Here is a 24,643-nt window from a genome sequence, read left to right on the forward strand (position 1 = left end):
GAAAGAAAACAGCTTACGAGGTCGCTGGCAGGGGGCGAGCGACGGCCTCCAGTATGACCTTGGCCAGTTGGCAGCCGTAGTGGTGCACCAGCTTCTTGCCCAGTTCGGCGGTTGCGCCAGTAGCGTTACCTGCAATGCCGTCGTAAGCCAAGTCTTCTGCCAGCCAGGCGAGGGAAGCGGCGCCTTCCTGGTTAAGCAGGGAATTATCAGCGGGCTTTTCCGACAGGGCGTTTCTGGCTCGCGCCATATTGACCTGATCCGGCGCCAGATGCAGCATCATGGCCGTTTCCAGCAGGCCACCATGCAGGCCGCGGCGCAGTTCATCAGCATCGAGAGCGCCTTCCAGCGGGGGTAAGTGGGTATAGGTGGCTTTGATGACCTGGAGGGCATGGCGCTTGCGCAGCGCCAAGGCGGCAATATCCATCACCGCCTTGTTGCCGCCGTGGCTGTTGATGATCATCAGACGCCGGATATCTGCCCGAGCGACGCTATCACCGTAGGCTTCAAGGGTATCAATGGCGACCCGGGCAGGCAGGCTGAGAGTGCCGGGAAAGCTGCTGTGCTCTTCGCTGGCGCCTACGCTGATCGCAGGCAGGCAGATGATATCCAGCTCCTGAGGTAGCGCGTCTAGCATGGCTGCTTGTAGGCCCAGGCCAATGGTGGTATCCGTGCCCAGCGGCAGATGATGGCCGTGTTGCTCAGTGGCTCCCATGACCACCACGGCAATCGGCGAACGGCGCGCCATTTCGGCAAGTTCCAGCGTGGTCAGCGACGACCAGTCAGTGTGCATCTTGGTGTTCCTCAGAAAAATCATCTGGCTCATGTTTTTTATTAACCAAGGTACTACAAAAAGATGTCAATCAGAAGAATCCTTGCAGACAGGATGATGAGCCTGGCAGGCATAGATATCCCCGGAGCTCAGGTGGTCGGCGCCTTCTGAAAACCAGGCGTCAACCTGATCAGCAGTTTTCCAGTCTGACCAGCGAAATACACGCTGCTCGCCTTCCACCACATTGAAACGGTAATCACCTAATCGACGTAACTGTTGAATACAGGCATGGCCGACATTGAGTGTACCGGCAACAAATTCAAATGACAGGGCGGGTACCGGCTGGCTCAGCCCCGCCAGTACCTCTGCTTCAAAGCCTTCAACGTCTATCTTGATAAAGCAGGGTCGCCCGTAGGTGGCAATCAGGGCATCCAGAGTCGTGACCTCCACCGATAGCTGGGTGTTCCAGTTGACGCTGGCAAAACCTGCGTTGTGTTGGCTGACCTGCTCGCGCCAGGCATGGGCAAGGGTCGATACCGTCGGGTTGCTTGGGCTGATGGCAATAGGCGCAGTGCCGGGGTTGGCCCGGCGGCCATAGGGATCAGGGTCAGCTCCTGGCCCACCATGCGCTTGCACCAGCGCGCCAGGCCTGGCTGAGGTTCCAGCGCGATCACTCGGGCACCCAGCGCCTGAAAAGCGGCGCTGCGATCCCCCAGATGAGCACCGATATCAAAGGCGGGTGCGTCTGGGGTGATAAACGGTCGATAAAGGTTCTTTAGGCCTTGCTGACGCCCGGGGCGCCAGTAGATCACCAGGGAGCGGGCGATGCCAAAGGCACTGGAAAATTGATGAAACAGCCTTGAAGGCATCAGTAGGTCTCCTCAGTGCGTGGTGGTGGGAAGGCGTCGGCGGGAAGAACATGACGCTGGAAGGATTGTATCGGCATCTCTCCGGGCAACTCCGCAGGCAAGGGGCTGAGCGACAGCGCTTGCAAAGCAGGTGATGCAAGTGCCTGTGCAAGATGTTGCTGGTAAGCCTCAAGGACGCTGACATTCTGCTGGTAAGGCGTTTGCCACAGGCTCAAGCGCCGCTGTTGTGGCTTGCCGAGGGGGTAGCTGCTGACTTTTACCAGTAGGGTGGAACCTATCAGCCCCAGCCAGGCCGGGGTCAACCACAAAGCCGCCGAAGGGGAGAGGGCAACCAATGCCAGTAGCCAGGCCGTGCCCCCAAGGGTTATCCAGCAGGTTGGCTGCCAGGCCTCTTTCCAGCTGAGTGAGCGCTCACCGCGAGGCTGGGTATTCCACTCAACGGCGCGGCCAGTCAGCACTCCGCCAATAAACAGGCTGTGCCAGGCCATCATCAACGGGGCCAGCAGGGCGGCGAAGACAATTTCCAGCAGGGTGCTGATTAGCAGCCGTAGGCGCCCACCATAATCGGCTGGCGTATGGCACACCGCCAGCATCAGGCCAAGCAGTTTGGGGGCAAGCAACATGCCCAGCGTTACCCCCCCAAAAGCCCAAGGGCAAGGGGTTGGGAGTGCAGGGGGCGCATCATTAAGCGCGCTGACGCCGATCATGACGCTGGAGCTGATCAATAGCATCAGCCACAAAGGAGATGACAGATAGGCAAAGGCACCACAGAAAAAGTGGCAACGGCTGAGCGGGTGTAACCCTGAGCCAGTCAACAGGCGCAGGTGTTGCAGGTTACCCTGCAGCCAGCGACGGTCGCGCTTGGCAAAATCCAGCAGGTTGCTTGGCATGGATTCATAGCTGTCCGCGGCTTTAGTGGGCCGAAAAGTACAAGTGGTTGTGGTGTCGAGTAATACCTGCCAGCCATCGCGACGCAACAGGGCGGCTTCAACAAAATCATGGCTGAGCAACTCCCCGCCCAGCGGTGGCTTGCCAGACAGGGTGGGTAGCCCGCTGCTGGCCATAAAGGCGCGTGTGCGCACAATGGCATTATGCCCCCAGTAATTGGCGCTATCGCCTTGCCAGAAACTCTGCCCAGCGGCCAGCATGGGGCTGTAGAGGGCGGCGGCAAACTGCACCATACGCCCAAACAGGGTGATCTGGCCGACCGGAATCGGCACGCTCTGGATCAGGCCCACCGCTGGCTGGGCATGCATTTTTTCGATCAGCCTCAGAACGGTGTCACCGCCCATGATGCTGTCAGCGTCAAGTACCACAAAATAATCATAATGGCGGCCCCAGCGGCGGCAGAAATCAGCAATATTGCCTGCTTTACGGCCATGATTATTTTCGCGCCGACGGTAGTGAACACTTAGTTCACCCTTCAGGCGCTGCTGAAGCGCCGCCACATGGCTAGCCTCTTTTGCCGCTGCCTCGGGGCACTGGGTGTCGCTGAGGATAAACACATCCAGCTGAGGCATAGCATCTTGGTTGCGCTGCGCCTTTTGCGCCAGCAGGGAACGGCAGCTGGCTTCCAGACCGGCCAGGGTGGATTCAGGAGGCTCCTGGTAGATCGGCATGATCATTGCCGTGCGAGTCCGCGAAATCCCCTCTGTGCCGTTAGCCGTTGGGTGGTCAAGGCGCTGTAGGGTGATGGGATCGCGACGGCACCAGCACATTACGAAGCCGCTGAGTGCGCTCCAGAAGGACAGTGCTATCCAGCTGAAGGTCAGCACGAAAATCACCAGCAGGCTGATTCGCGCAGCCAGCGGCAAGGACGCGGTGATATGCAAAAGCGTAGCTGAACCGGCAAGGCTGGTGATCAGTACACAGGCCATCAGCCCCCAGCGGCGCGGGCGTAGCCAGGGCATGTCGACAGACATTCGGCTGTTAGGCATCGGGAGCGCTTACCACCTTGGCAGGTGAAATAATCTGGTTCCAGGTTTCACTGATAATGCGGCCCTCCAGCATCAGCGCCAGACGGATATCGACTGGTTGGGTGGTTTCTGCGACTCGGAAAGTGGCTCGCCACTGCTGGTCAGGCAGCGCTTTGACTTGTGCCAGAGTAACGGCCTCTTTCTGCTGGGTTTGCAGTCGCAGCTTGATCGGGTGGTCAGCGTTGAGTGTGGCCAGTTCACCGCCGTCAAAATCAACAATCCACTGACGCTGCCCGGCACTGGCGGAATCTGCTTCACCCGGCACGCCCGCATCGCCCTGGCGGCTGCGCACAACTTTGGCCAGACTGTGGGAGTCTGGGGCGTGATGCAGGGTCTGGGTACGGTAATCAAGCTGGCGCGACTGTCCGGCCAGAAACGGCGTATCCGCGACCCAGTAAGCGACGATATTGTCATGGGTTTCATCCGGGGTGGGAATTTCCACCAGTTCCACATGGCCCGGGCCCCAATCTTCCAAAGGCTCTACCCACTGGCTGGGGCGGCGATGATACTGGGCTTCCAGGTCCAGATAATGATCAAAATCGCGTTCTCGTTGCATCAGACCAAAGCCCTTGGGGTTGTCATCAACAAAGGCGGACACCTGCAGACTGGCCGGGTTGTTCAACGGGCGCCAAATCCACTCCTGAGCACCCGTGTGGATCAGCAGACCCTGGGAGTCATGGACGTTAGGGCGGAAATCATCCTTGCCTGGGCCACTGATATCGCCATGGGTAAACATGCTGGTCAGCGGAGCGATCCCGAGTTTTTCAACGTCTTCCCGGGCAAACAGGCTCGCCTTGACCCTCATCTGAGTGCTGTGGCCAGGGGTAAGTTCAAAATGATAGGCGCCGGTCAGCGAAGGGCCGTCGAGCAAGGCCATGATGTGTACGCTGAGGTCGTCTGCATCAGGTTTGAACAGCCAGAACGCGCGAAAGGCCGGAAACTCCTCGCCCTGTGGCAGGGCCGTATCGACGGCAATTCCCCGAGTTGAAAGCCCGTAGGCCTGGTCGCGGCCCACCAGGCGGAAATAGCTGGCACCGAGGAAAACCGCAAATTCATCCGCATACGCCTGGGTATTCAAGGGGTAATGCACCCGAAAGCCGGCATGTCCGGCAGCGCTCAATTCCTGCTCTTCAAGAGTCTGGGCCGCGCCTTCATAGATAAAGTCTGACTGCTTGAAGGTGAGCGGGGTAGCGTTACCTTCTTCAACCAGATGCAGTTCAACCGGATGCTGAAACAGAAAGCCGCTGTGAAATAGCTGCAACGAAAAACGGCTATCATCCTGCCAGTAAGCCTGCGCCGGGTTAAAGCGGATCTGCCGATAGGTATCGTAATTGATGTCTCTCAGGGCGTCAGGCAAGCTATCGGCGGGCCGCGAAAAAGGCTGGTCTGCCAGTTCCTGAGCGCGTTCAGCCAGTTCCTGATACCACTGCTGCTGTACAGCCGGGGTAGGAGCCGCCAGTGCCTGGGTGCTCAACAAAGCCAGCAGCGCTAGCATGGCCCATTGAACCAGCTTGCTCGAAGCAGTGGCCAACCTCCTTGAAACCGTAAACGTGTCTTTAGGCACAGCGTGGCTCCTTGAACAGGGAGAACAGGTTTTGACATAGCAAGCCGCGGTCAAATGGCTTATGAACAAATTACCTGATAAAAATTCAACAATAGTTATACGTTGAGTTATTACAGTACATGATTTTACTGATTTCCAGTACTCTTTCAGGTTCCTTGTCCGGTGCTTTTTCACTCAGATTTCAATAGAGGCAATACTATGGGTCGGTTATGGGTTAGCGCACTGGTCATGAATATCATCCTGGTAGCGCCGCTGTGGTGGCGATTCGAGGATGTTGGGGGCGCCTGATCGCTTGGGAAGCCTGGTTGGCAGTCCCGTTGATTTTGCTGTTGCCCAAGGGGAGTTTGCGAACCTGGCTGGTGGTGGCCTGGTTGCTCATCGTGCTGGTGATTACCCTGTTCAACCTGGGTGATGTAGCAACCTATCTGGCTTTTGGGCGTTCCTTCAATAGTTATCTGGATGTGCCCCTGGCCCGCGCGGTATTTGAGCTGATGGTCGGTAATATCGGTATGTCGGCGGCAATATTGGTAACGCTGCTGGCGATGCTGCTGCTGGCTGCCCTGTTTGTGATGTTAGCAAGAATACTGATGCCTGCACGGCCGCTGTCGGTCAGGCGCTTGCCGGGCTCCTTGGCAGCAGTGATGATGATGGGCAGCGCCGTGCTGATCACCCTGGAGCTTAACGGCCAGCGGCTGGTGGATACCGCTCGGGTGCCAATGGTTAACACCGCCATGTTCCAGTGGCAGCAGGTTACCCAGACCCATGCGGCGCGCCAAGAATTTACCGCTACCCTGGCAGATTCGCCCATTGAGGTGCAGCCCTTGCCGGGGTTGGCTGATAAGCGTGTCCTGCTCACCTTCGTCGAGTCCTACGGCGCTGCCGCCCTGGAAGATAGCCGCTATTCCGATGTGATTCTGCCTATGCTGGATAGCCTGCAGAAGCGCCTGGGGAATCAGGGCATCCAGATGGCGTCGGGCTGGTTGGAATCGCCGATTCGCGGCGGCCAGTCATGGCTTGCCCATGCAACAGCGTTAAGCGGGCGCAAAGTGGATAACCAGCTGTGGTATCGGCTGATGCTGGACAGTGGCCATGGCACCCTGGTGGATGACTTTAAGGCTACCGGGCACCGTACCCTGGCGGTGATGCCGGCGATTACCCGCGCCTGGCCGGAAGGGCGCGCCTATGGTTTTGATGACATTCATGCGGCTAAGGATCTGGATTACGCGGGGCCGCCGCTTAACTGGGTCACCATGCCGGATCAGTACACCTTGGATTACACGGCGCGTAAGCTTTTGGGTGATGGCCCGGTATTTGCCCAGCTAGCGCTGATTTCCAGCCATGCGCCCTGGACGCCGATTCTACCGGTGCTGGAAGATTGGTCGCAGGTCGGCAATGGCCGTGTGTTCGACCGTTGGGAAAACGCGGGAGAAGCGCCGGACGAACTATGGCAGGACTTTGAAAAGGTGCGCGATCACTATGCGCGCTCGGTGGCGTATGCCGTTGAAGTGGCTGGTCGTTGGAGTGAGCGGGTCGCGGATGACAACACCCTGCTGATCATTCTGGGCGATCATCAAGCCGCTCCCCTGATTACCGGCGATGATAATGTGGCCGAGGCAACCTTTGCCGTGCCGGTGCATGTGGTCAGCGCTGACTCAGCGCTGCTGGCGCCCTGGTTGGCGCGTGGCTTTACGCCGGGCATGCGTCCTCAGACGCTTGATCAGGCTGGTGAGGTTACTCAAATGCGCGAACTGCGCCACTGGCTACGCGCGGATTTTGCTCAGCCGTGACGCGCCTTAATCAGCGTTTACCACAGCCAGCTGCCGGGGCGGGCTGGAGGCTGGCCTTTGCGCACCGCCATCCAGCCAAGCACGCAGCGCACCCCGAGCCAGACGGCCAGCAGTGGCCATAACAGGTAGCCAATCAGAATCAGGCTGAGGACAAAGGCAATACAGAAATACAGGCTGCCAATCCAGAAGGTGCGGATCAGAAAGCGGTAATGATCCTGCAGCCAGGGAGCGGCGTCTTTGCGGTAGACATAGGCAATAATCACGCCGATCAGCAGGGTAATATTGACGGTGACCAGTCCGGCCAGAAACAGCGCGTAAACAACCTGGGGGTACGGGTATCGGCTTGGGGAATATAGCTATTTGACATACAGGGCTCACAGGTTAGGCGATGGTTTGTTGAGGATTAATACAGGCGGAAATCACGGAAATCAGGACGCTGCTGCTGTTCCTCAACGACCTTGCGGTAGCGTTTGTATTCCCACTGGTACTGGGCAGGGTCGAGGGCAATAGCCGCCTCAACGCTGGCGTTGACGCCGGTGGCAGACTGGACTTCGTCCTCGCTGTAGACCCTGTCATCGGCATCCAGAAAGTGAATCTCAAAGCCCTTGCCGGGAACTCGCCTGGCAACGCCGGTGACGACCTTGGCACGGGTGCGCATCACCAGTTTGGGCAGCAGAGTAGCGGTGTAGGCATCACGCTGGAAAAAGGCGCAAACACGCCGCTGCCCCAGTCGGGCTCCTGGTCAGGAAGAATGCCAATCGCTTCATAGCGCTTTAACGCCTTGAGCAACGCTGCTACGCCGCGTGGGTTGGTGGGCACCAGCAGGGCGCCCATACGCTCGCGCCCCTGGCGGATCACAGGGTCAAGTTCCACTATCTTGGGGGGCTCATACATGGCGGTAAACGGGAAGTGGCTGGACAGCCAGAAATTCAGCACCTCCCAGTTACCGAAATGCGGAGCCAGCACGATCACACCTCGCCCTTCGGCTCTGGCGCTGTCGAGTTTGTCACGCCCATGTACGGCCAGAATATGCGCCTCCACCTGAGCGTGAGGCGCCATCCAGGCATGGCCCAGTTCCAGCATGGTAGCCGTAGAATGGCGAAGACTTTCCCGGGCAAGCTGGGTACGTTGTGTGGCGCCTAAATGAGGATAAACGACCTCAAGGTTAGTCATCGTCACGTCGCGTTCGCGGCGACTGAAACGATAGACCACAGGACCAACCCTGTAGGCTAGACGCCAGATACGGGAGAGCGGCCATCTGGCCAGGTACTGCCACAGCGAGGCGATGGCTCGCCCACGACTGAAGTTCAATGGCATACTTAAAACAGCCAGGAATTCACATTACTGGGCGCGCGCTTTTCCTGCAGACCCTTGAAGCCTTTCACACAGCGGATGATTAGCCAGACAGCAAGAGCAACCAGCAGCGGAAAGCCGATAAGGATGATGGTCAGTAAAGAAAAGACCACCGCATAAAGAAAGCCCATCCAGAAAGTCCGGATCTGGTAGCGGTAGTGTTCATCAAGCCAGGCTGGCCCCTTGCCTTTATAGACATAGGCAATAACGACACCAATCAAGGAAGTGAAGCCGAGTATGAAACTGGCCAGGTAAAGCGCATAGATCACCATGGCCATAGTGGTATCAGGCGCTTTACCTGATTCATCAGTTCCATTGGTATTGATCTCGTTAGGGGCTTCGTCCTGACGCATGATTTACATCCTTTTGGAAACAGTTAAACAGTTAACATGATAGCGTGACTGATACGGAATGGCATCTGCTATGTTTTTAGCGGACGTGAAATCTCCAGCAGGTTGCCATCCGGGTCGCGTAGGTAAAGCGAGACAATCGGCCCATTGGCGCCCTGGCGATCGACGGGCCCCAGTTCGACGTCAATGCCAAGCGCTTCCAGGTGTTGCGTGAACTCATCCAAAGGCAATCGACAGCGTAGACACAGATCCAGGCTGCCCGGTGTCGGGGTGGCGGAAACAGGCGCTATGTCTGTATCGGTCTGATGTAGCCGCAGCGCGGTATCGCCCATCATCAGGTCTACCCTCTGGGCATCGCGATAGCGCACATCCAGGCCCAGCACGCGGGAATAAAAATCCACGGCACGACCGATATCGGTCACAGTAACGACAAGATGATCAAGACCTGACAGCATGGTTGCCTCTTGGGATAAATAACGATGTGATCAGGCGAGGATACGATGATGTGGCGCTGCCCGCTATGTATGAACCTAAAAATCAGCTTTATCATTGTGATTCGCGACGTGATTATTATCAATGTCCCTGCTGCCAACTGGTGTTTGTGCCGCCCGACCAGCATCTGTCCGCCGAGCAGGAAAAGCAGGAATATGACCGCCATCAGAACAGTCCCGATGACCCGGGTTACCGACGTTTTCTGAGCCGCCTGCTCACTCCGCTTGAAGCCTGCCTGGCTCCCGGTGCTAAGGGGCTGGATTTTGGCGCTGGGCCAGGGCCTACTCTGTCGGTGATGTTTGCAGAGCTGGGTTACCCCATGGAAGTTTACGACCCTTTCTACGCGCCTGAATGCCAGGTGCTGGATCGACGTTATGATTTCATTACTGCCACCGAAGTGCTGGAGCACCTGTCTTCGCCCCAGCAGGTACTGGCGCAATTGAGCGAGATGCTGGTGCCCGGCGGTTACCTGGGGGTTATGACCAAACGTGTCAAGAATCACGCCGCCTTTGCCAATTGGCACTATATCCAGGATCCGACCCATGTGGTTTTTTTTTAGTGCGGAAACGTTTTGCTGGTGGGCGTCTCGTCATGGTTTTGAGCTGACGTTTCCCGGTCAGGATACGGTTATCATGCAAAAACGCCCAGAAGTCAGCAAAAAGCATTGACTTTAACGGCTTCGGCGCAATAATTGCGCGCCGCCGCTCATCGCTGGAGCGGTTTACCGATGTCAAAGTGAGAAATCAATGTCACGTCAATTACTCGCCATGGCGCTAGCGCCTTTGATGGGGCTGTTTATTCTGGGAATCGGCAACGGGTTCCTTGCCACCCTGATTAGCGTGCGTATGGATACCGCCGGCGAGTCGGTCACTGTCATCGGTATCGTCTCGTCGGCCTATTTTATCGGGCTGGCACTGGGTGCCATGTTCAATGATCGCCTTTTGCTGCGTATCGGCCATATTCGCGCCTACGGCAGCTTTGCCTCACTGGTGGCGGTCACCGTGCTATTGCAGGGGATGACCAGTGACCCCTGGGCCTGGCTTGTGCTGCGGCTGATTGGTGGCTGGGCAACGGTAGGGGTTTATCTGGTCATCGAAAGCTGGTTACTGACCTCGGGTGACCAGAAGGTCAGAGGACGCCTGCTGGCGCTTTACATGATTGCCCTTTACGCCGCCGGTGTCCTGGGTCAGCTGCTGCTGGGTGTCGTCAATGACATGGGGTCTACCGTGCCCTTTATGGTTATCGGCATGCTGGCGTCACTGTCGGTGTTGCCCATGGCGATGATTCCACGGGTATCGCCGCTGATTGAACACGCTGAGCCTCTGCCGCCCCATCGCCTGATTACCCTGACGCCCACCGGCGTGATGGGTAGCCTGGGGTCAGGTATGGTGGTGGCGGCTGCCTACAGCCTGCTGCCGCTTTATTTGCAGCGCATTGGCATGAGCGTGGCTGAGGTGGGCCAGATGATGGCGGTGTTGATTCTGGGTGCCATGCTGTTGCAGTATCCGATTGGCCGCTGGTCGGACCGTCATGACCGCCAGATGGTACTGATTGCGATCAGCGTCTTCTGCATTCTGATTTCTGCTGCCATGCTGTGGCTGCCGCTTTCCACGCCGCTGCTGGCGGTGCTGTTGTTCCTGCTGGGCGGGGGCGTGTTTGCACTCTATCCGGTAGCGGTCAGTCATGCCGCCGACCGAGCGCCTGCGGGTGCTCTGGTGCGTATGAGCCAGGGGTTGCTGTTGATCAATTCGCTGGGCGCAGCGCTGAGCCCTTTGATGATTTCACCGGTGATGACGGCGGTTGGCGATGCCGGTCTGTTCTGGGCGTTTGGTGGCCTGAGCCTGTTCTTTGCACTGTTCTTTGCCTGGCGCCGTAGTGTGCGCCCTGCGCCTATTCCGGTGGCTCCTTTCACCGCAACGACCCCGATGACCGCTGCTGGGGCCGAGTTGGTGGTGACCGAGGAGCTGATACAGGGTGCGCTTGACCATGAGCACAGCGAGGATCTGTCCGATGCAGTGCCCGACGTTGACGTGGCAGAACCTCTGGTCGGCCCGCCCGAGCCGGAAGAAAGTCAGGTCGCCTACTTTGAAGATGATGTTTCAGTAAAGCGTGAATAGTGGATGGTGAATAGTGATCACTCACCATCCACCCAACAGAGCCTTCTCTATGCCTAGTGTTCCTTTTCAGGCCCTGGCTTGCCCGCTGGATGGCCAGCCGCTTGAACTTTTGATAACGCCTGGCGCTGCGCAGCAGGCCACAGTTTTGATATTGCCCGTCAGGGGTATGTCAATCTGCTACCGGTTCAACAAAAGCGCTCGCAAGACCCGGGGATAGCAAGGCGATGGTGGCTGCCCGTCAGCGTTTTCTTCAAGCAGGTCACTACCAACCGGTGGCAGAGGCGATAAGCCGCTATATTGTCGCCTGGGCAGAAAAACAGCCGTTAGACGCTGAGAGTTTCAGCTGTCTGGATGCGGGGTGCGGTGAGGGCTATTACCTGCGCCAACTGGTCAGCAGAGTGCCGGTTGATCTGGCGCTGATCGGTCTGGATATTTCCAAGTGGGCGGTAATGGCGGCCGCCAGGCAGGATAATAAACACTCGCCCTTTAGCCGTTGGGTCGTCGGCAGCAATGCGCATTTGCCGGTGCAGCAAGCAGCGCTGGACGGTGTGCTGTGCATGTTTGGCTTTCCGGTGTACCGCGAATTTGCCAGGGTGTTGAAAAGTGGAGGTGTATTACTGCAGGTGGAAGCAGGGCCACAGCATCTGCGCGAGTTGAGAGAGGTTATCTACCCGCAACTCAAACCAGAGCGTTCGGCGGCACTGGAAGCACCAGAGGGTTTTGCTTATCTTGGCGAGGAAACGCTCAGCTATCCAATCAAGCTGGAAGGGCAGGAGACTATTGCGGATTTGCTTGCCATGACGCCGCATCTGTATCGCGCTAGCGCTGAAGGTCGCGCCCGTGCGGCAGCGCTGGATCAACTGGCGTTAACCGTTGATGTGCGCCTGATTCAGTGGGAGCGCAGCTGATCAGCAGGGTTAATGAATGCAGGGGATGGGAATAAATTATGGTATCCCCAAACGCAACAAGGCCCGCATAAGCGGGCCTTGTAATCAAACCTTTACAGGTTTGAGCAAGCAGTTAATCTATAAAGATTAAGAGATCTGCTTGATGTTAGAAGCCTGGAGGCCTTTCTTGCCTTGGGTAACGTCGAAAGAGACGTTAGCGCCTTCCTGCAGAGATTTGAAGCCGTCGGCCTGAATCTCAGAGAAGTGAGCAAAAAGGTCGTCGCCGCCGTCAGAAGGAGCGATGAAACCGAAGCCTTTAGTATCGTTAAACCATTTAACTGTGCCAGTAGCCATGTGTAGATCCTTTCGCGCTTATGCGCCGTAATAAAGTTCCTGGTGTTACCCAGAGTGAGTAGCGGGTAGAACAAAGAACACAATATCAGGCTGCCGAAATAGATCGTACACTGCTGAGGACTTGCTTCTTGCTAACCAACTGTCACCTAAGGTGACATGATTAGCGCTTCAGGTCAAAGGGTTTGTTGATTATTTTCCAAGTCTTGACCTTTGTGTAGGAACAGGCGCTAGTCTGAACAGCCAAAATACCCAGGGTTTTAGCGATTGCCATGAACATGATTGAAGAGCTATTGAGTATTGCACTGAGCGCAGCCCCCTGGCTGCTATTGGGGCTGTTTATTGCTGGGCTGATCAAGGCATGGATGCCACAAAATCTGCTACAGCGCTGGATGGGCGGTGACGGCCTGGGCAGTATCCTGCGCGCTGCTGTGATCGGCATGCCCTTGCCGCTGTGTTCCTGCGGAGCGATTCCGACCGCTCTGGCCTTACATCGTGGCGGCGCCGGGCGCGGGCCAACGACCTCTTTTCTGATCAGCACGCCAGGCGTGGGCGTGGATTCGATTCTGCTGACCAGCGTGCTGCTCGGCCCTTTGGTGGCGGTGGCGCGGGTGCTGGGGGCCATGGTGACGGCCATCGTGACCGGCATTCTGGTTGGGCTCAGTGCTGATGAAAAAGTTACACCTGTTCCAGAAGCTGGCAGCTGTGCCTCACAGGGCTGCTGCGCATCCAAAGGCTGTGGCGATAGCAGTAAGGAAACGGCCGCCGGTTCCGGGGTTATCGTCGGGTTGAAATATGCCTTTAGTGACTTGCTGGATGATATCAGCGGCTGGGTATTTGCCGGGCTATTGCTGGCCGGGGTGCTGGTGACCTTTGTACCGCCGGATACCCTGGTAGGGTTTTCGGGCGGTTTTCTGGCCCTGGTGCTGATGGCCTTGATCGGCATTCCCCTCTACGTGTGTGCAACCGCTGCCACGCCGATTGCCGCCGGACTGTTGCTGGCAGGCATCTCGCCGGGAATGGCACTGGTATTCCTGCTTGCTGGCCCTTTGACCAGCCTGGCAACGCTGGCAATTCTGCGGCGCGAAATGGGTAGCCAAGCCGTGGCCATCTATTTGAGCAGTATCCTGGTGGTCACCGTGCTTCTGGGCTGGGGGTTGGATGCGCTGCTAGGCCTGACCGGGTGGAATATTGTTCAACAGGCCAGCGAGGTTCAGGAGCTGCTGCCAGAATGGCTGGAGTGGGCCGCCCTGGTGGTGCTGGCGCTGGTATCATTGCGCCCGCTCCGCCGTCGCGCCCTGGGCTTTTAGGGCGCGGTAGCCACCCCATAGCCGAGTTGCAGTGGTGATCAGGCAAGCGATCGCAAACAGGCTGGCTAGCCAGGCAAAATGGCTTGAAACAGGCAAAAAAGCACCAAGGCAGCAACCGTCTCGGTGCCTTCGGTCAGGCCTTCCAGGTAATAGAAAGCCTTGTTGGGCAGGTCGGGGCGCGTTCTGTGCTGATCTTTGGCGGCAATGGCAAAGGCCAGAAAAGACGTGCCGGTGCCAATGAAAGCGAACAGCAGAAAGGCGGCGGCCAGGGCATTTTCCTCGGGCCGCGCCAGGGCAAAACCGAGCACGACCGCGGCATAGAAAACAAAGTCCAGGCCGATATCCAGAAAACCACCCGCATCACTGCTTTTGCCGGTCAGCCGGGCCAGGGCGCCGTCCAGGCCATCGCTGATACGGTTGATAATGATCGCCACCAACGCCAGGGCGTAATATTCAAAGGCCAGCAGCGGCAGGGCACTCATACCCACGATAAATCCCAGCAGGGTGACCTGATTAGGCGACACCCGGCCTGCCAGCTTGGTGGCTAATGTTTGCAGCGGGCCTTGGGTCATCGGCATGGTCCAGCGATCCAGCATGGCAGCTCCTTTAAATAGATAGGGGAAAACGCGTGGCTATGTTGAGTGCATTACCAAGCAGCGCGTAAAGCATCGCCCAATCGGGCGGTGATACAAGCGCGCACCGCAACGCGGTGCCCGGTTGATTTTGCCAACAACCCCTGATATTTTTCCAGTATGACAAAGCGTGCCTATAAAGAACGGTTCTATCCTACTCCCGAACAAGCTGAGCTATTGGCGCAGTCGTTTGGGTGTGCCCGCTTTATTTGGAATAATACCCTGGCCTATCGCACTGAAGCGTATCAGCAACGCGGGGAGTCGGTGTCTCACGCCGACGCTGAGAAGCGCCTGGTAGGCTTGAAGGCGGAGTTTCCGTGGCTCAAAGACGTGTCGAGTGTGATCCTGCAACAGGCGCTGCGGGATCAGAAAGCCGCCTTCGACAACTTCTTTAATCCCAAGCTCAAGGCGCGGTACCCACGTTTCAAGAAAAAGGATCGTCGCCAGTCGATCCGGCTGACCAAGGCCGCGTTCCGCTATCGTGATGGTGAGGTCACCATTGCCAAGGCAAAGACGCCGTTACCTATCCGGTGGAGTCGTCCGCTGCCCAGCGAACCTTCCAGCATCACGATTTCACGCGATCGTGCCGGGCGCTACTTCATCAGCTGCCTGTGTGATTTTGCGCCAGTAGCACACTCGATCACGTCCAAGACAGTGGGCATTGATCTCGGGTTGGCCGATCTGTTCATCACCAGCGACGGCGTAAAATCCGGCAATCCGCGTCACCTGAAACGCTACGAAGCGAAGCTGGCCTACTTGCAACGCCGGTTGGCGAAGAAGCAGAAAGGTTCCAACAACCGCAACAAACACCGTCAGAAGGTGGCACGGTGTCATGCCAAGATAGCCGACTGCCGCCGTGACGCCACCCACAAAGCGACCCGCGCACTCATTAACGAAAACCAAGTTTTGTGCATCGAGTCACTCAATATCATCGGTATGGTCAAGAATAAACGGCTCTCTAAAGCCATTAGCGATGCTGGGTGGGGTGAGTTCGTCCGGCAACTGGAATACAAGGCCGCCTGGGCGGGGCGCCAACTGGTGAAAGTAAGCCAGTGGTTCCCCAGCAGCAAGCTGTGTCATGGCTGTGGCCACAAAGTGGCCAAGCTGCCGCTATCGCAACGTCACTGGCACTGCGAAAGTTGCGGCCACCCCATTGACCGCGACATCAACGCGGCCAGGAACATACAAACCGCCGGGCTGGCGGGGTTAGCCTGTGGAGCGACTAGAGCGGGGGCAGCGGCTTAGCCACTGTCTAGTGAAGGCGTGTGGAAACAGGAAGGTTCTGGGGGTGACCTTGGAGCCCTCGCCCAAAGCGCGAAGCGCGGCGGGCGGGGAGTGTCAGGAATAAAAATTAACAGGCGTATCAAGCGCCTGGTAGCCTCTGGAATGTCAGTAAATTGGATATACTTATGTTTTAAACTGCTTGTTTTCAACTGCTGGGAAGGCGTCAGTAATGGTGGAATCACTTTGGTATTGGTTGGCTATTGGTTTAGGAACAGGGCTTTCGCCAGTTGCGCCCGGCACAATAGGGTCGCTATTGGGCATTCCCTTGGCATGGTGGCTGCTGAAACAGTCGCGCCCGGTGGGATGGGTAACGCTAGGCGCGCTGATTATATTGGCCATACCGCTTTGCCAGGGGTGTCTACGCAGTTAGGTGGCAGTGACCATGGCAGTATCGTGGCCGATGAAATTGTCGCCTTCCCGTTGGTGGTGATGGGGGTAAGCGCGGCACGTAAGCCCTGGGTCATGGCGCTGGCCTTTGTCATCTACCGTTTTTTTGATGCCCTGAAACCGCCGCCCATCCATCTGGCTGAGCTGGCAGGCGGCGGTCTGGGTATCGTGCTTGATGATGTTCTGGCCGCCGCCGTGAGTTTTATCGTACTGGCGCTGCTGCTTAAGTGGCTGCCTGCCACCTGGTTCAGGGCTTCTTCGCGCTAATAGAATCAGAACGTTGGACCACCGGCTTCGTCGCCCCAGATTTCTTCCAGGCGATTATCCCGCCCGCAGCTGAAGCGGTAAAACTTATAGCGTACCGGGTTTTTCTGATAATAATCCTGATGATATTCCTCCGCCTCCCAGAAGGTATCCGCTGAAACAATCTGGGTGGCTATATCGCGCCCGAAGCGTTCTTCCATCTCAGCTTTGAGGCTTCAGCCAGCTCGCGCTGTTCATCATCAAGATAGAAAATGGCCGAGCGGTACTGATCACCTACGTCACAGAACTGTTGATCAACCGCAAAGGGATCAATGTTGCGCCAGAAGATTTCCAGTAGCTGTTCATAGCTGATTTCGTCCGGCTGGTAGTTGATTTTGACCACTTCGGCGTGGCCGGTTTCGCCGCCGGTAATATCTTCATAGGTGGGGTTTTCCAGCTCGCCCCCGATATAGCCCGAAATAGTGGCTTCAACGCCGGGCTGGTCGTCATAGGGTGGCTCCATACACCAGAAACAGCCGCCAGCAAAAATAGCCTCGGCGCTGCTTGATTCATCGGCTGCCAATGAGGGTACAAATAAGGCGCCAGAAAGCAGTGTGAGAACGGGCAGCGCGCGGCGAGATAGCGCCGGTGTGGCAGAAAAAATCATATGAGCTCCACTGATATGAAAGATGCGTACAGCCTATGGATAAGTTTCATGGCTGACAGTTCCCGCCAGCGTCAGAAAAGTTAAGCGTCCAGACATCCTCAAGCGTATTGAGGGCCGTTTCAATCGCAGGCTCTGCCTGACGTTCGCGCTTCCAGATAAAACTGAGCGCGCAGGGCAAGCGCACATTCTGGGCAACGCACAGGCCGCTTTCCTGGCGCTCGGCCATGGCCAGAGCATCCCGCGCCAGACTCAGCCCGACACCCGCCCGAACCAAATCCAGCATGCAGGCTTCCTGATCCACCTGGGCGACCCGGTTGGGCACGGCGTTGTGGGCGGCCATCACCTTGCCAAGCAGGCGGTGGTGAACCGAATCCGCCGGAGTGATAATCCAGGGCAGGCGGGCCATTTGCTCCCAGCGGGTATCCACCAGGCGGCTTTCCCAGCCAGGTGGGGCAACGACGTGATAGTCAAAGTGGGTCAGCTCACGGTGGGCAAGCGTCGGGTGCTGGTGCCCAGTGCCCTCGCCGGGTGGGGCCAGGTAGAAACCGACGTCCAGGCGACCTGCTTCCACATGCCCCAGCACGTTGCCACTCATGCCGTGATGCAACTCGGTTTCAAGCTGAGGCGCGCGGGCCATCAGGCGGCGTAAAAAGCCCCCAGGCGAATAAATTCCGGGTCAACAATGGTGCCGATTTTCAGCTGCCCACGCACCGTGTTGTGAAGGGCCTGTGCGGTTTGCAAAAAGGCGCTGGCGCTGGCAAGGGCCTGCTCCGCAGCGGGCAACAGGGCCATACCATCGGCTGTGAGCGCCAACCCTTGGGGGCGGCGCTGAAACAGGCTAAGCCCTAGCTGTTCCTGCAACTGTTTAAGCTTGAGGCTGACCGCAGGCTGGGTCAGGTGCAGCTGTAGGGCCGCACGAGAGACGCTGCCGGTGCGCGCCACAGCCACAAAGGCGCGCAAAGTGCCTAAATCATGCATAACGTTCCCCAGGGCCATGATATTAATAAAACTTATATCTGGCTTTTGAATAACTCAATTGATTGTGGCGTTGAGTCGGCTAATCTGGCCATAAAGTGACATCCAGCGGTCAGATGTCAAACAAGGCTTAAATAAATTTTATAAGAGGGCGCCATGACAGTCTCCATTACCCATTACATCGACGGCCAGCGTAGCGCAGGTGAAAATGCCCAGACGCAGCCGGTGTTCAACCCTGCTACGGGTGAAGTGAGCGGCCAGGTGGTGTTGGCCAGCCCCCAGGATGTGGACAGCGCCGTTAGCGCTGCTCAGGCTGGATTTCCTGCTTGGGCAGATACCCCACCCATTCGTCGGGCGCGGGTGATGTTCCGTTTTCTGGAGCTGCTGAACGCTCATAAGGATGAGCTGGCCGAAGCAATCACCAAGGAGCACGGTAAGGTGTTTACCGATGCTCAGGGCGAAGTGGCGCGCGGAATTGATATTGTCGAGTTTGCCTGTGGCATTCCGCAATTGCTCAAGGGCGACTACACCGAGCAGGTCAGCACCGGGATTGATAACTGGACGATGCGCCAGCCGCTAGGTGTGGTGGCGGGTATCACGCCGTTCAACTTCCCGGTCATGGTGCCGATGTGGATGTTCCCGGTCGCGATTGCCACCGGTAATACCTTTATCCTCAAGCCCAGCCCGCTTGATCCCAGCGCCTCGCTGATGATAGCTGATCTGCTCAAGCAGGCAGGGCTACCGGATGGCGTTTTCAACGTGGTACAGGGCGACAAGGGCAGCGTTGAAGCGCTGATTGATCACCCAGACGTAAAAGCGCTGTCGTTTGTTGGCTCCACCCCAATTGCCAATCTGATCTACGAGCGCGGTGCCAAACATGGCAAGCGCGTTCAGGCATTGGGCGGGGCCAAGAATCATATGGTGGTGATGCCGGATGCCAACCTGGATAAAGCCGTGGACGCCTTGATTGGCGCTGCCTATGGCTCGGCGGGCGAACGTTGCATGGCGATCAGCGTGGCCGTGCTGGTCGGCGATGTCGCCGATGGCGTTGTGGCTCAGCTGGCGGAACGTGCCAAGGCGCTGAAAGTAAAAGACGGCATGCAGCTGGATGCAGAAATGGGCCCGATTGTTACTCGTCAGGCCCATGAGCGGATTACCGGCTACATCAACAAGGGCGTGGAAGAAGGCGCCGAGCTGGTCGTGGATGGCCGCGACTTCGATGCCGAGCAAACCGGCGACGGTTGTGCCGGTGGCTTCTGGATGGGCGGTACCCTGTTTGACCACGTCACCCCCGAGATGACTATCTATAAAGAAGAGATTTTCGGCCCCGTGCTGGTCTGTGTGCGCGTGCCGGATATCGCCACGGCGATTCAGCTGATCAACGACCACGAGTTTGGCAATGGCGTCAGCTGCTTTACCGAAAGCGGTAACGTCGCCCGTGAATTTGGCCGCCGCATTCAGGTAGGTATGGTTGGTATCAACGTCCCCATTCCGGTACCCATGGCCTGGCACGGTTTTGGCGGCTGGAAGCGTTCCCTGTTTGGCGATATGCATGCCTATGGGGAAGAGGGCGTGCGTTTCTACACTAAGCAGAAATCCATCATGCAGCGCTGGTCAGATTCCATCGACACGGGTGCTGAATTTGTGATGCCAACGGCTAAGTAACGCCGCTACGTTACGGGAGCCTGTTCATGTCTCATTCTGCTAACAATAATTTTGACTATATCGTGATCGGCGCAGGCACCGCGGGGTGTCTGCTGGCCAATCGCCTGAGTGCCAACCCGGATAATAAAGTGCTGCTGATTGAAGCAGGTGGGCCGGATAACTACCACTGGATTCATATTCCCGTGGGTTATCTGTACTGCATCAACAACCCGCGCACGGACTGGCTGTTTCGTACCGAGCCCGATAAAGGGCTCAACGGTCGATCATTGATTTACCCACGCGGCAAAACCCTGGGCGGCTGCTCCAGCATCAACGGTATGCTCTATCTGCGCGGCCAGGCACGGGATTACGATCAGTGGGCCGAGCTGGCCGGTGATGATGCCTGGCGCTGGGATAACTGCCTGCCCGACTTTATGAAACACGAAAATCACTACCGGTTGGACGAAGGTGGCGATGGCGATAATGAGCACCGTCGCTACCACGGCCACGGCGGTGAGTGGCGGATTGAGAAACAACGCTTAAGCTGGCAAGTGCTGGATGACTTTGCCGAGGCGGCAGTGCAAGCGGGTGTTCCGCGCACCGAAGACTTCAACCGCGGTGACAACGAAGGCGTCAACTACTTCGAGGTCAACCAGCGCAAAGGCTGGCGCTGGAATACCTCCAAGGCATTTCTACGGCCGATCAAACAGCGCGCCAACCTGACGATCTGGCATTCCACTCACGTCAACCGGCTGTTGTTTGAGTCTCAGGAAGGCACACCGCGCTGCACAGGGGCAGAGCTGCTGCGTGAAGACAACACCTTGAAGGTGACCGTTAGCAAGGAAGTGGTATTGAGCGCTGGCGCCATCGGCTCGCCGCAGATTCTGCAGCTTTCCGGGATTGGTGCGCCCGAGCTATTAAAGCAGCACGGCATTGACGTGGTGTCAGCGCTCCCCGGCGTGGGCGAAAACCTTCAGGACCACCTGCAGATTCGCTCGGTATATAAGGTGAAAGGAGCCAAAACGCTCAACACCATGGCTAACTCCCTGGTGGGCAAAGCCAAGATTGGTCTGGAATACGTGCTGAAGCGCTCAGGCCCGATGAGTATGGCACCTTCCCAGCTATGTATCTTTACCCGCAGTTCGGAGGAGTACCAGCACGCCAATATCGAATACCACGTTCAGCCACTGAGCCTGGAGGCGTTTGGCCAACCGCTACACAGTTTTCCAGCGATTACCGCCAGCGTGTGCAACCTCAACCCCACCAGCCGTGGTCGCGTGCAGATTAAAAGCCGTGACCCACAAGCTGCCCCAGCCATCGAACCCAACTATCTGAGCACCGCAGAAGACCGTAAAGTAGCCGCAGACTCACTGCGAGTCACTCGGCGCATTGCCGAGCAGCAGGCCTTCGCCAGGTATCAGCCGGAAGAGTTCAAGCCGGGGCTTGAATACCAGAGTGACGACGATCTGGCCAAGCTGGCAGGGGATATCGGCACTACCATCTTTCACCCGGTGGGAACGGCGAAAATGGGCCGCGACGACGACCCGACAGCTGTAGTGGATTCAAAACTGCGTGTGAGAGGAGTGACAGGCTTAAGGGTGGTAGACGCCAGCATCATGCCCACCATTACCAGTGGCAACACCAACTCGCCGACCTTGATGATCGCCGAAAAAGCAGCAGGGTGGATGATGGATGACGCTTTATCTGCCTGACATTTTTTAACCTTAATCTTGACGTGCGTAAAAATTGTGCGCACCATGAACACAGTTGGTTAGCAAGTCGAACGTTGTCAGCAGTATTAAGGCGCCTTAAGCGTTGAGTCTGGTGAAAGTTTCTTGTTCTACCCACTGCAATTCGGGTATTACCCCGGCTTAATTAATTCGCTTCATCGAGGATTTCGATCATGGCAACTGGTACTGTAAAGTGGTTCAACGACACTAAAGGCTTCGGCTTCATTTCTCCGGAAGACAACGGCGACGATTTGTTCGTACACTTCTCCGAAATTCAGGCTGATGGCTTTAAATCTCTGCAGGATGGTCAAAAGGTTTCTTTTGACGTGACTCAGGGCAAGAAAGGCCTTCAGGCTTCTAACGTTAAAGTTGTGGACTAAACGCCCGTTTTGACGTTATCCGTTAGCTACAGGCTAGCGTGATAGAAAACCCCGCCTAGGCGGGGTTTTTTGTGTGGGTGCTTTTTGATTTTTCATTTTTCATCAACAGACCCTGGCCTCGCTGTTGGTGTCACTTTACGCTAATCTGTAGCCTTTGATTTTTAAGGAGTTGGAAATGAGCGAGCCGGGTGAGTTGATTATTGAACCCAAAAATGGGCAGCCCGCGAATGCCTGTGTGTTTATTCTGCATGGCCTGGGCGCCGATGGGCGTGATTTTGAACCGTTGGTGCCAGCGCTTTCGCTGCCCAAGGATGCCAATGTCCGCTTTATCATGCCCCATGCGCCGCGCCTCCCGGTAACTATCAACGGTGGCATGGTGATGCCCGCCTGGTACGATATTCTCGCCATGGATCTGGATCGGCGGGTAGATGAAGGTCAGCTCAAGGCATCTGCGGAACGCATTCAGGGCCTGATTCGCGAGCAGATGGAACAGGGCATCGACAGTCGCCGCATCATTATGGCCGGGTTCTCCCAGGGCGGGGCGGTGGCCTATCATGCCACCCTGTCTTTCTCGGAACCGCTAGGCGGTCTGCTGGCGCTGTCGACCTATTTTGCGACCGCTGACAGCATCGAGTTGGCCGATGCCAACCGGGATATCGAGGTTGAAGTGCATCATGGCAATTTCGACCCGGTCGTGCCCGAAAGCCTGGGCCGCAGTGGGGCAGATCGTCTCAAGGGCTTGGGTTATAGCGTTAACTATCGTCAGTACCCTATGGCCCATGCGCTTTGCCCCCAGCAGGTCAGTGATATTGGCCAATGGCTGACGCAGCGTTTAAGCTAAAGGTTATTGACGCCTGCCTGTCGGAGAACAGCCATCATGACGCCTGCCCTGGAGCAAGCCAGAACTGCTGGAATTGCCTGTACCCTGCATGAATACCTGCATGATCCAGGTGCTGCCTCCTACGGGTTGGAAGCCGCAGAGAAACTCGGCTTGCCGCCGGAGCAGGTGTTCAAGACCTTGATTGTCAAGCTGGATGGCAAGCAGCTGGCCGTTGGTATTCTGCCGGTGACCCAGCTGCTCAGCCTGAAACAGATAGCCCGGGCAGCTGGTGCCAAGAAAGCCGTGATGGCCGACCCCGCTGAAGTGGAACGCGCCACCGGTTACGTGCTGGGGGCGTCAGCCCGCTGGGGCAAAAAAGCGCCTTGCCACCTTTATAGATGAAACTGCTCAGCAGCATGCGACGATTCACGTTAGCGCCGGGCGCCGCGGGCTTGAAATCGAGCTGGCGCCGGGCGACCTGGCTGCCTTGACCGATGCACGCTTTGTGCCACTGGCGATGTAATCCATTGACATTGAAGAGGGCTTGCAGCACAGCAGGCGCCACCAGTTTCTGGTATGGTGCATTATACTATCGGTTTGCTGGGCCAACCCCTTCAGGAAAATTCGTGTCTGACTCTTCTTTTGCATCGCTTGCGCTATCTCCTGCGCTATTAACCAATCTGAACTCCCTCGGCTATCACGCCATGACCCCGGTACAGGCCGAGAGCCTGCCACCCATGCTGGCGGGGCGTGATGTATTGGCCCAGGCCAAGACCGGCTCAGGCAAGACGGCGGCCTTCGGGCTTGCGCTGCTGGAAGGGCTGCGCCTGGACGCCTTTGCCGTGCAGGGGCTGGTGCTGTGCCCCACCCGAGAGCTGGCGGATCAGGTGGCTGAAGAGCTGCGCCGCCTGGCCCGCGGTCTGCCCAACGTCAAGGTGCTGACACTCTGCGGCGGCGCGGCCTTTGGGCCGCAGCTGGCGTCTCTGGAACACGGCGCGCATATCGTTGTGGGCACCCCGGGGCGAATTGATGAGCATTTACGCAGGGGCTCACTGACGCTTGGGTCGCTTAACATCCTGGTGCTGGATGAAGCTGACCGCATGCTGGATATGGGCTTTCAGGTGACTATCGACGATATCATTGCCGAAACACCGCCTGACCGCCAGACGCTGCTGTTCAGTGCCACCTTCCCGGATGAGCAGGCCTCAGGCGGGCTGGCGGCCATGACCCGCGGCGTGATGCGCGACCCGGTCACCGTCAAGGTGGCGGAAGTTCACGATGCCACGACTATTGAGCAGCACTTTTTCGAGGTGGCCAACGAAGAAGCGCGTTTTGCCGCGCTGAAACAGCTGCTGCTGGTGTATCGACCGGCCACCAGCGTGGTGTTCTGCAACACCAAGCGTGAAACCCAGGCGGTTGCGGACCAATTAACCCAGGCCGGTTTCAGCGCTGTGGCGCTGAACGGCGATCTGGAACAGAAAGACCGCGACCGCCGGCTGGTGCTGTTTGCCAATCAGAGCGCCTCGATTCTGGTCGCCACCGACGTGGCCGCCCGCGGCCTGGATATTGCTCAGCTGGATGCGGTCTTCAACTACCAGATTGCCCGCGAGCTGGATGTCCACGTTCACCGGGTAGGGCGCACCGGCCGCGCAGGTGCCAGCGGCATTGCCTGTACCCTGGTCTCGCCCAGGAGGAGCAGTACCGGCTGGAGCGCCTGGAAGGCCTGCTGGAACAGCCGATTACCACCGAGCCTCTGCCCAGGCCCAAAAGCGCGGTGCCGTTTGAGCCGCCAATGGCGACCCTACAGCTGGCGGGCGGTAAAAAGACAAGCTGCGCCCCGGCGACATTCTGGGCGCCCTGACCGGTGAAGGTGGGCTGCGTGGCGATCAGGTTGGCAAGATCAAGGTGCTGGCGCGCAGTGCCTATGTGGCCGTAGCCAGCAGCGCCATTCAACAGGCCCAGGACAAGCTGGAACGCGACAGAATCAAGGGCCGCGTCTTCCGCGTGCGCCGCATACGCCATTAATGCTCACGCTGTCATACAGGAGCTATTTCAG

18 protein-coding genes and 8 pseudogenes are annotated in these 24,643 nt (G+C 57.5%); 14 read left to right on the forward strand and 12 right to left on the reverse strand.

Annotation, left to right across the window (positions count from 1 at the left end; genetic code table 11):
• Window positions 1–13 precede the first annotated feature (13 nt).
• The 4 genes from HLB35_RS07065 to HLB35_RS07080 all read right to left on the reverse strand — a co-directional run bounded on the left by HLB35_RS07065 (window position 14) and on the right by HLB35_RS07080 (window position 5,178).
• A complete protein-coding gene (locus HLB35_RS07065; protein ID WP_171702026.1) occupies window positions 14–790 on the reverse strand; it encodes a creatininase family protein in 777 nt (258 codons plus the stop codon).
• Between the two features lie 66 nt (window positions 791–856).
• The gene (locus HLB35_RS07070; RefSeq protein ID WP_328731274.1) at window positions 857–1,405 is read right to left on the reverse strand and encodes an FkbM family methyltransferase; all 549 of its coding nucleotides are present in this window, start codon (window positions 1,403–1,405) and stop codon (window positions 857–859) included.
• 232 nt (window positions 1,406–1,637) lie between these two features.
• Window positions 1,638–3,575 carry a glucans biosynthesis glucosyltransferase MdoH gene (gene mdoH, locus HLB35_RS07075; RefSeq protein ID WP_171702027.1) on the reverse strand — a complete coding sequence of 646 codons (1,938 nt, stop codon included), beginning with the start codon at window positions 3,573–3,575 and terminating at the stop codon, window positions 1,638–1,640.
• On the reverse strand, window positions 3,568–5,178 hold the full coding sequence (locus HLB35_RS07080; RefSeq protein ID WP_328731275.1) for an OpgD/OpgG family glucan biosynthesis protein: 1,611 nt from the start codon (window positions 5,176–5,178) through the stop codon (window positions 3,568–3,570). Before HLB35_RS07080 ends, mdoH begins: the two co-directional genes overlap by 8 nt.
• A gap of 305 nt (window positions 5,179–5,483) precedes the next feature.
• Here HLB35_RS07080 and HLB35_RS07085 point away from each other — a divergent pair, with 305 nt between their 5' ends.
• Window positions 5,484–6,965 carry a sulfatase-like hydrolase/transferase gene (locus HLB35_RS07085; RefSeq protein WP_235937022.1) on the forward strand — a complete coding sequence of 494 codons (1,482 nt, stop codon included), beginning with the start codon at window positions 5,484–5,486 and terminating at the stop codon, window positions 6,963–6,965.
• A gap of 17 nt (window positions 6,966–6,982) precedes the next feature.
• Here the strand turns inward: HLB35_RS07085 and HLB35_RS07090 are convergent.
• The 4 genes and pseudogenes from HLB35_RS07090 to HLB35_RS07105 all read right to left on the reverse strand — a co-directional run bounded on the left by HLB35_RS07090 (window position 6,983) and on the right by HLB35_RS07105 (window position 9,123).
• Window positions 6,983–7,332, reverse strand: a pseudogene (locus tag HLB35_RS07090) (DUF4870 family protein).
• A gap of 36 nt (window positions 7,333–7,368) precedes the next feature.
• Window positions 7,369–8,282, reverse strand: a pseudogene (locus HLB35_RS07095) (lysophospholipid acyltransferase family protein).
• A 2-nt stretch (window positions 8,283–8,284) separates the two neighbouring features.
• Window positions 8,285–8,671, reverse strand: a complete 387-nt coding sequence (locus HLB35_RS07100; protein WP_171702028.1) for a DUF4870 family protein — start codon at window positions 8,669–8,671, stop codon at window positions 8,285–8,287.
• A gap of 68 nt (window positions 8,672–8,739) precedes the next feature.
• Window positions 8,740–9,123, reverse strand: coding sequence for a VOC family protein (locus HLB35_RS07105; protein ID WP_171702029.1), 384 nt, complete (start codon window positions 9,121–9,123; stop codon window positions 8,740–8,742).
• Window positions 9,124–9,173: 50 nt separating this feature from the next.
• On the opposite strand from HLB35_RS07105, the gene HLB35_RS07110 reads away from it, so the two are divergent.
• The 4 genes from HLB35_RS07110 to HLB35_RS07120 all read left to right on the forward strand — a co-directional run bounded on the left by HLB35_RS07110 (window position 9,174) and on the right by HLB35_RS07120 (window position 12,185).
• Window positions 9,174–9,719 (forward strand): class I SAM-dependent methyltransferase, encoded by a 546-nt coding sequence (locus HLB35_RS07110; RefSeq protein WP_328731278.1) that lies wholly within the window; start codon window positions 9,174–9,176, stop codon window positions 9,717–9,719.
• Between the two features lie 187 nt (window positions 9,720–9,906).
• Window positions 9,907–11,277 carry an MFS transporter gene (locus HLB35_RS07115; RefSeq protein WP_171702030.1) on the forward strand — a complete coding sequence of 457 codons (1,371 nt, stop codon included), beginning with the start codon at window positions 9,907–9,909 and terminating at the stop codon, window positions 11,275–11,277.
• A 150-nt stretch (window positions 11,278–11,427) separates the two neighbouring features.
• The gene (locus tag HLB35_RS18300) at window positions 11,428–11,565 is read left to right on the forward strand and encodes a putative RNA methyltransferase (RefSeq protein WP_328731345.1); all 138 of its coding nucleotides are present in this window, start codon (window positions 11,428–11,430) and stop codon (window positions 11,563–11,565) included.
• Entirely contained in the window at window positions 11,502–12,185 is a 684-nt protein-coding gene (locus HLB35_RS07120) for a methyltransferase domain-containing protein (protein ID WP_328731281.1), read from the forward strand. The genes HLB35_RS18300 and HLB35_RS07120 overlap by 64 nt, the downstream gene beginning before the upstream one ends.
• A 126-nt stretch (window positions 12,186–12,311) precedes the next feature.
• On the opposite strand, the gene HLB35_RS07125 is transcribed toward HLB35_RS07120, so the two are convergent.
• Window positions 12,312–12,518, reverse strand: coding sequence for a cold-shock protein (locus tag HLB35_RS07125; RefSeq protein WP_171702031.1), 207 nt, complete (start codon window positions 12,516–12,518; stop codon window positions 12,312–12,314).
• A gap of 269 nt (window positions 12,519–12,787) precedes the next feature.
• Between HLB35_RS07125 and HLB35_RS07130 the strand changes: the two genes are divergently transcribed.
• Complete coding sequence (locus HLB35_RS07130) at window positions 12,788–13,825, forward strand: SO_0444 family Cu/Zn efflux transporter (RefSeq protein ID WP_216601429.1); 1,038 nt, start codon at window positions 12,788–12,790, stop codon at window positions 13,823–13,825.
• Here the strand turns inward: HLB35_RS07130 and HLB35_RS07135 are convergent.
• Window positions 13,787–14,421, reverse strand: a pseudogene (locus HLB35_RS07135) (CDP-alcohol phosphatidyltransferase family protein). The gene HLB35_RS07130 and the pseudogene HLB35_RS07135 overlap by 39 nt on opposite strands.
• A 156-nt stretch (window positions 14,422–14,577) precedes the next feature.
• Here HLB35_RS07135 and HLB35_RS07140 point away from each other — a divergent pair.
• Both HLB35_RS07140 and HLB35_RS07145 read left to right on the forward strand, forming a co-directional pair.
• The gene (locus tag HLB35_RS07140) at window positions 14,578–15,702 is read left to right on the forward strand and encodes an RNA-guided endonuclease InsQ/TnpB family protein (RefSeq protein WP_171702032.1); all 1,125 of its coding nucleotides are present in this window, start codon (window positions 14,578–14,580) and stop codon (window positions 15,700–15,702) included.
• A 232-nt stretch (window positions 15,703–15,934) separates the two neighbouring features.
• Window positions 15,935–16,395 (forward strand): annotated as a pseudogene (locus HLB35_RS07145) (phosphatidylglycerophosphatase A family protein).
• A 5-nt stretch (window positions 16,396–16,400) separates the two neighbouring features.
• Here the strand turns inward: HLB35_RS07145 and msrA are convergent.
• Together msrA and HLB35_RS07155 are read right to left on the reverse strand one after the other, a co-directional pair.
• A pseudogene (msrA, locus tag HLB35_RS07150) lies at window positions 16,401–17,038 on the reverse strand (peptide-methionine (S)-S-oxide reductase MsrA).
• Window positions 17,039–17,084: 46 nt separating this feature from the next.
• Window positions 17,085–18,016: pseudogene (locus HLB35_RS07155) on the reverse strand (LysR family transcriptional regulator).
• 153 nt (window positions 18,017–18,169) lie between these two features.
• Here HLB35_RS07155 and HLB35_RS07160 point away from each other — a divergent pair.
• The 6 genes and pseudogenes from HLB35_RS07160 (at window position 18,170) to dbpA (ending at window position 24,612) form a co-directional block, all read left to right on the forward strand.
• Entirely contained in the window at window positions 18,170–19,678 is a 1,509-nt protein-coding gene (locus HLB35_RS07160; protein ID WP_171702033.1) for a CoA-acylating methylmalonate-semialdehyde dehydrogenase, read from the forward strand.
• Between the two features lie 26 nt (window positions 19,679–19,704).
• Window positions 19,705–21,369 carry a GMC family oxidoreductase gene (locus HLB35_RS07165; RefSeq protein ID WP_171702034.1) on the forward strand — a complete coding sequence of 555 codons (1,665 nt, stop codon included), beginning with the start codon at window positions 19,705–19,707 and terminating at the stop codon, window positions 21,367–21,369.
• A gap of 191 nt (window positions 21,370–21,560) precedes the next feature.
• Window positions 21,561–21,767, forward strand: coding sequence for a cold-shock protein (locus tag HLB35_RS07170; RefSeq protein ID WP_171702035.1), 207 nt, complete (start codon window positions 21,561–21,563; stop codon window positions 21,765–21,767).
• Window positions 21,768–21,942: 175 nt separating this feature from the next.
• Window positions 21,943–22,608, forward strand: a complete 666-nt coding sequence (locus tag HLB35_RS07175; RefSeq protein ID WP_171702036.1) for an alpha/beta hydrolase — start codon at window positions 21,943–21,945, stop codon at window positions 22,606–22,608.
• Between the two features lie 36 nt (window positions 22,609–22,644).
• A pseudogene (ybaK, locus tag HLB35_RS07180) lies at window positions 22,645–23,110 on the forward strand (Cys-tRNA(Pro) deacylase).
• Window positions 23,111–23,213: 103 nt separating this feature from the next.
• Window positions 23,214–24,612, forward strand: a pseudogene (gene dbpA / locus HLB35_RS07185) (ATP-dependent RNA helicase DbpA).
• The last annotated feature ends 31 nt before the right edge of the window (window positions 24,613–24,643 follow it).

The sequence above is a fragment of the Vreelandella azerica genome (assembly GCF_013112225.1).
Lineage (GTDB): Bacteria > Pseudomonadota > Gammaproteobacteria > Pseudomonadales > Halomonadaceae > Vreelandella > Vreelandella azerica.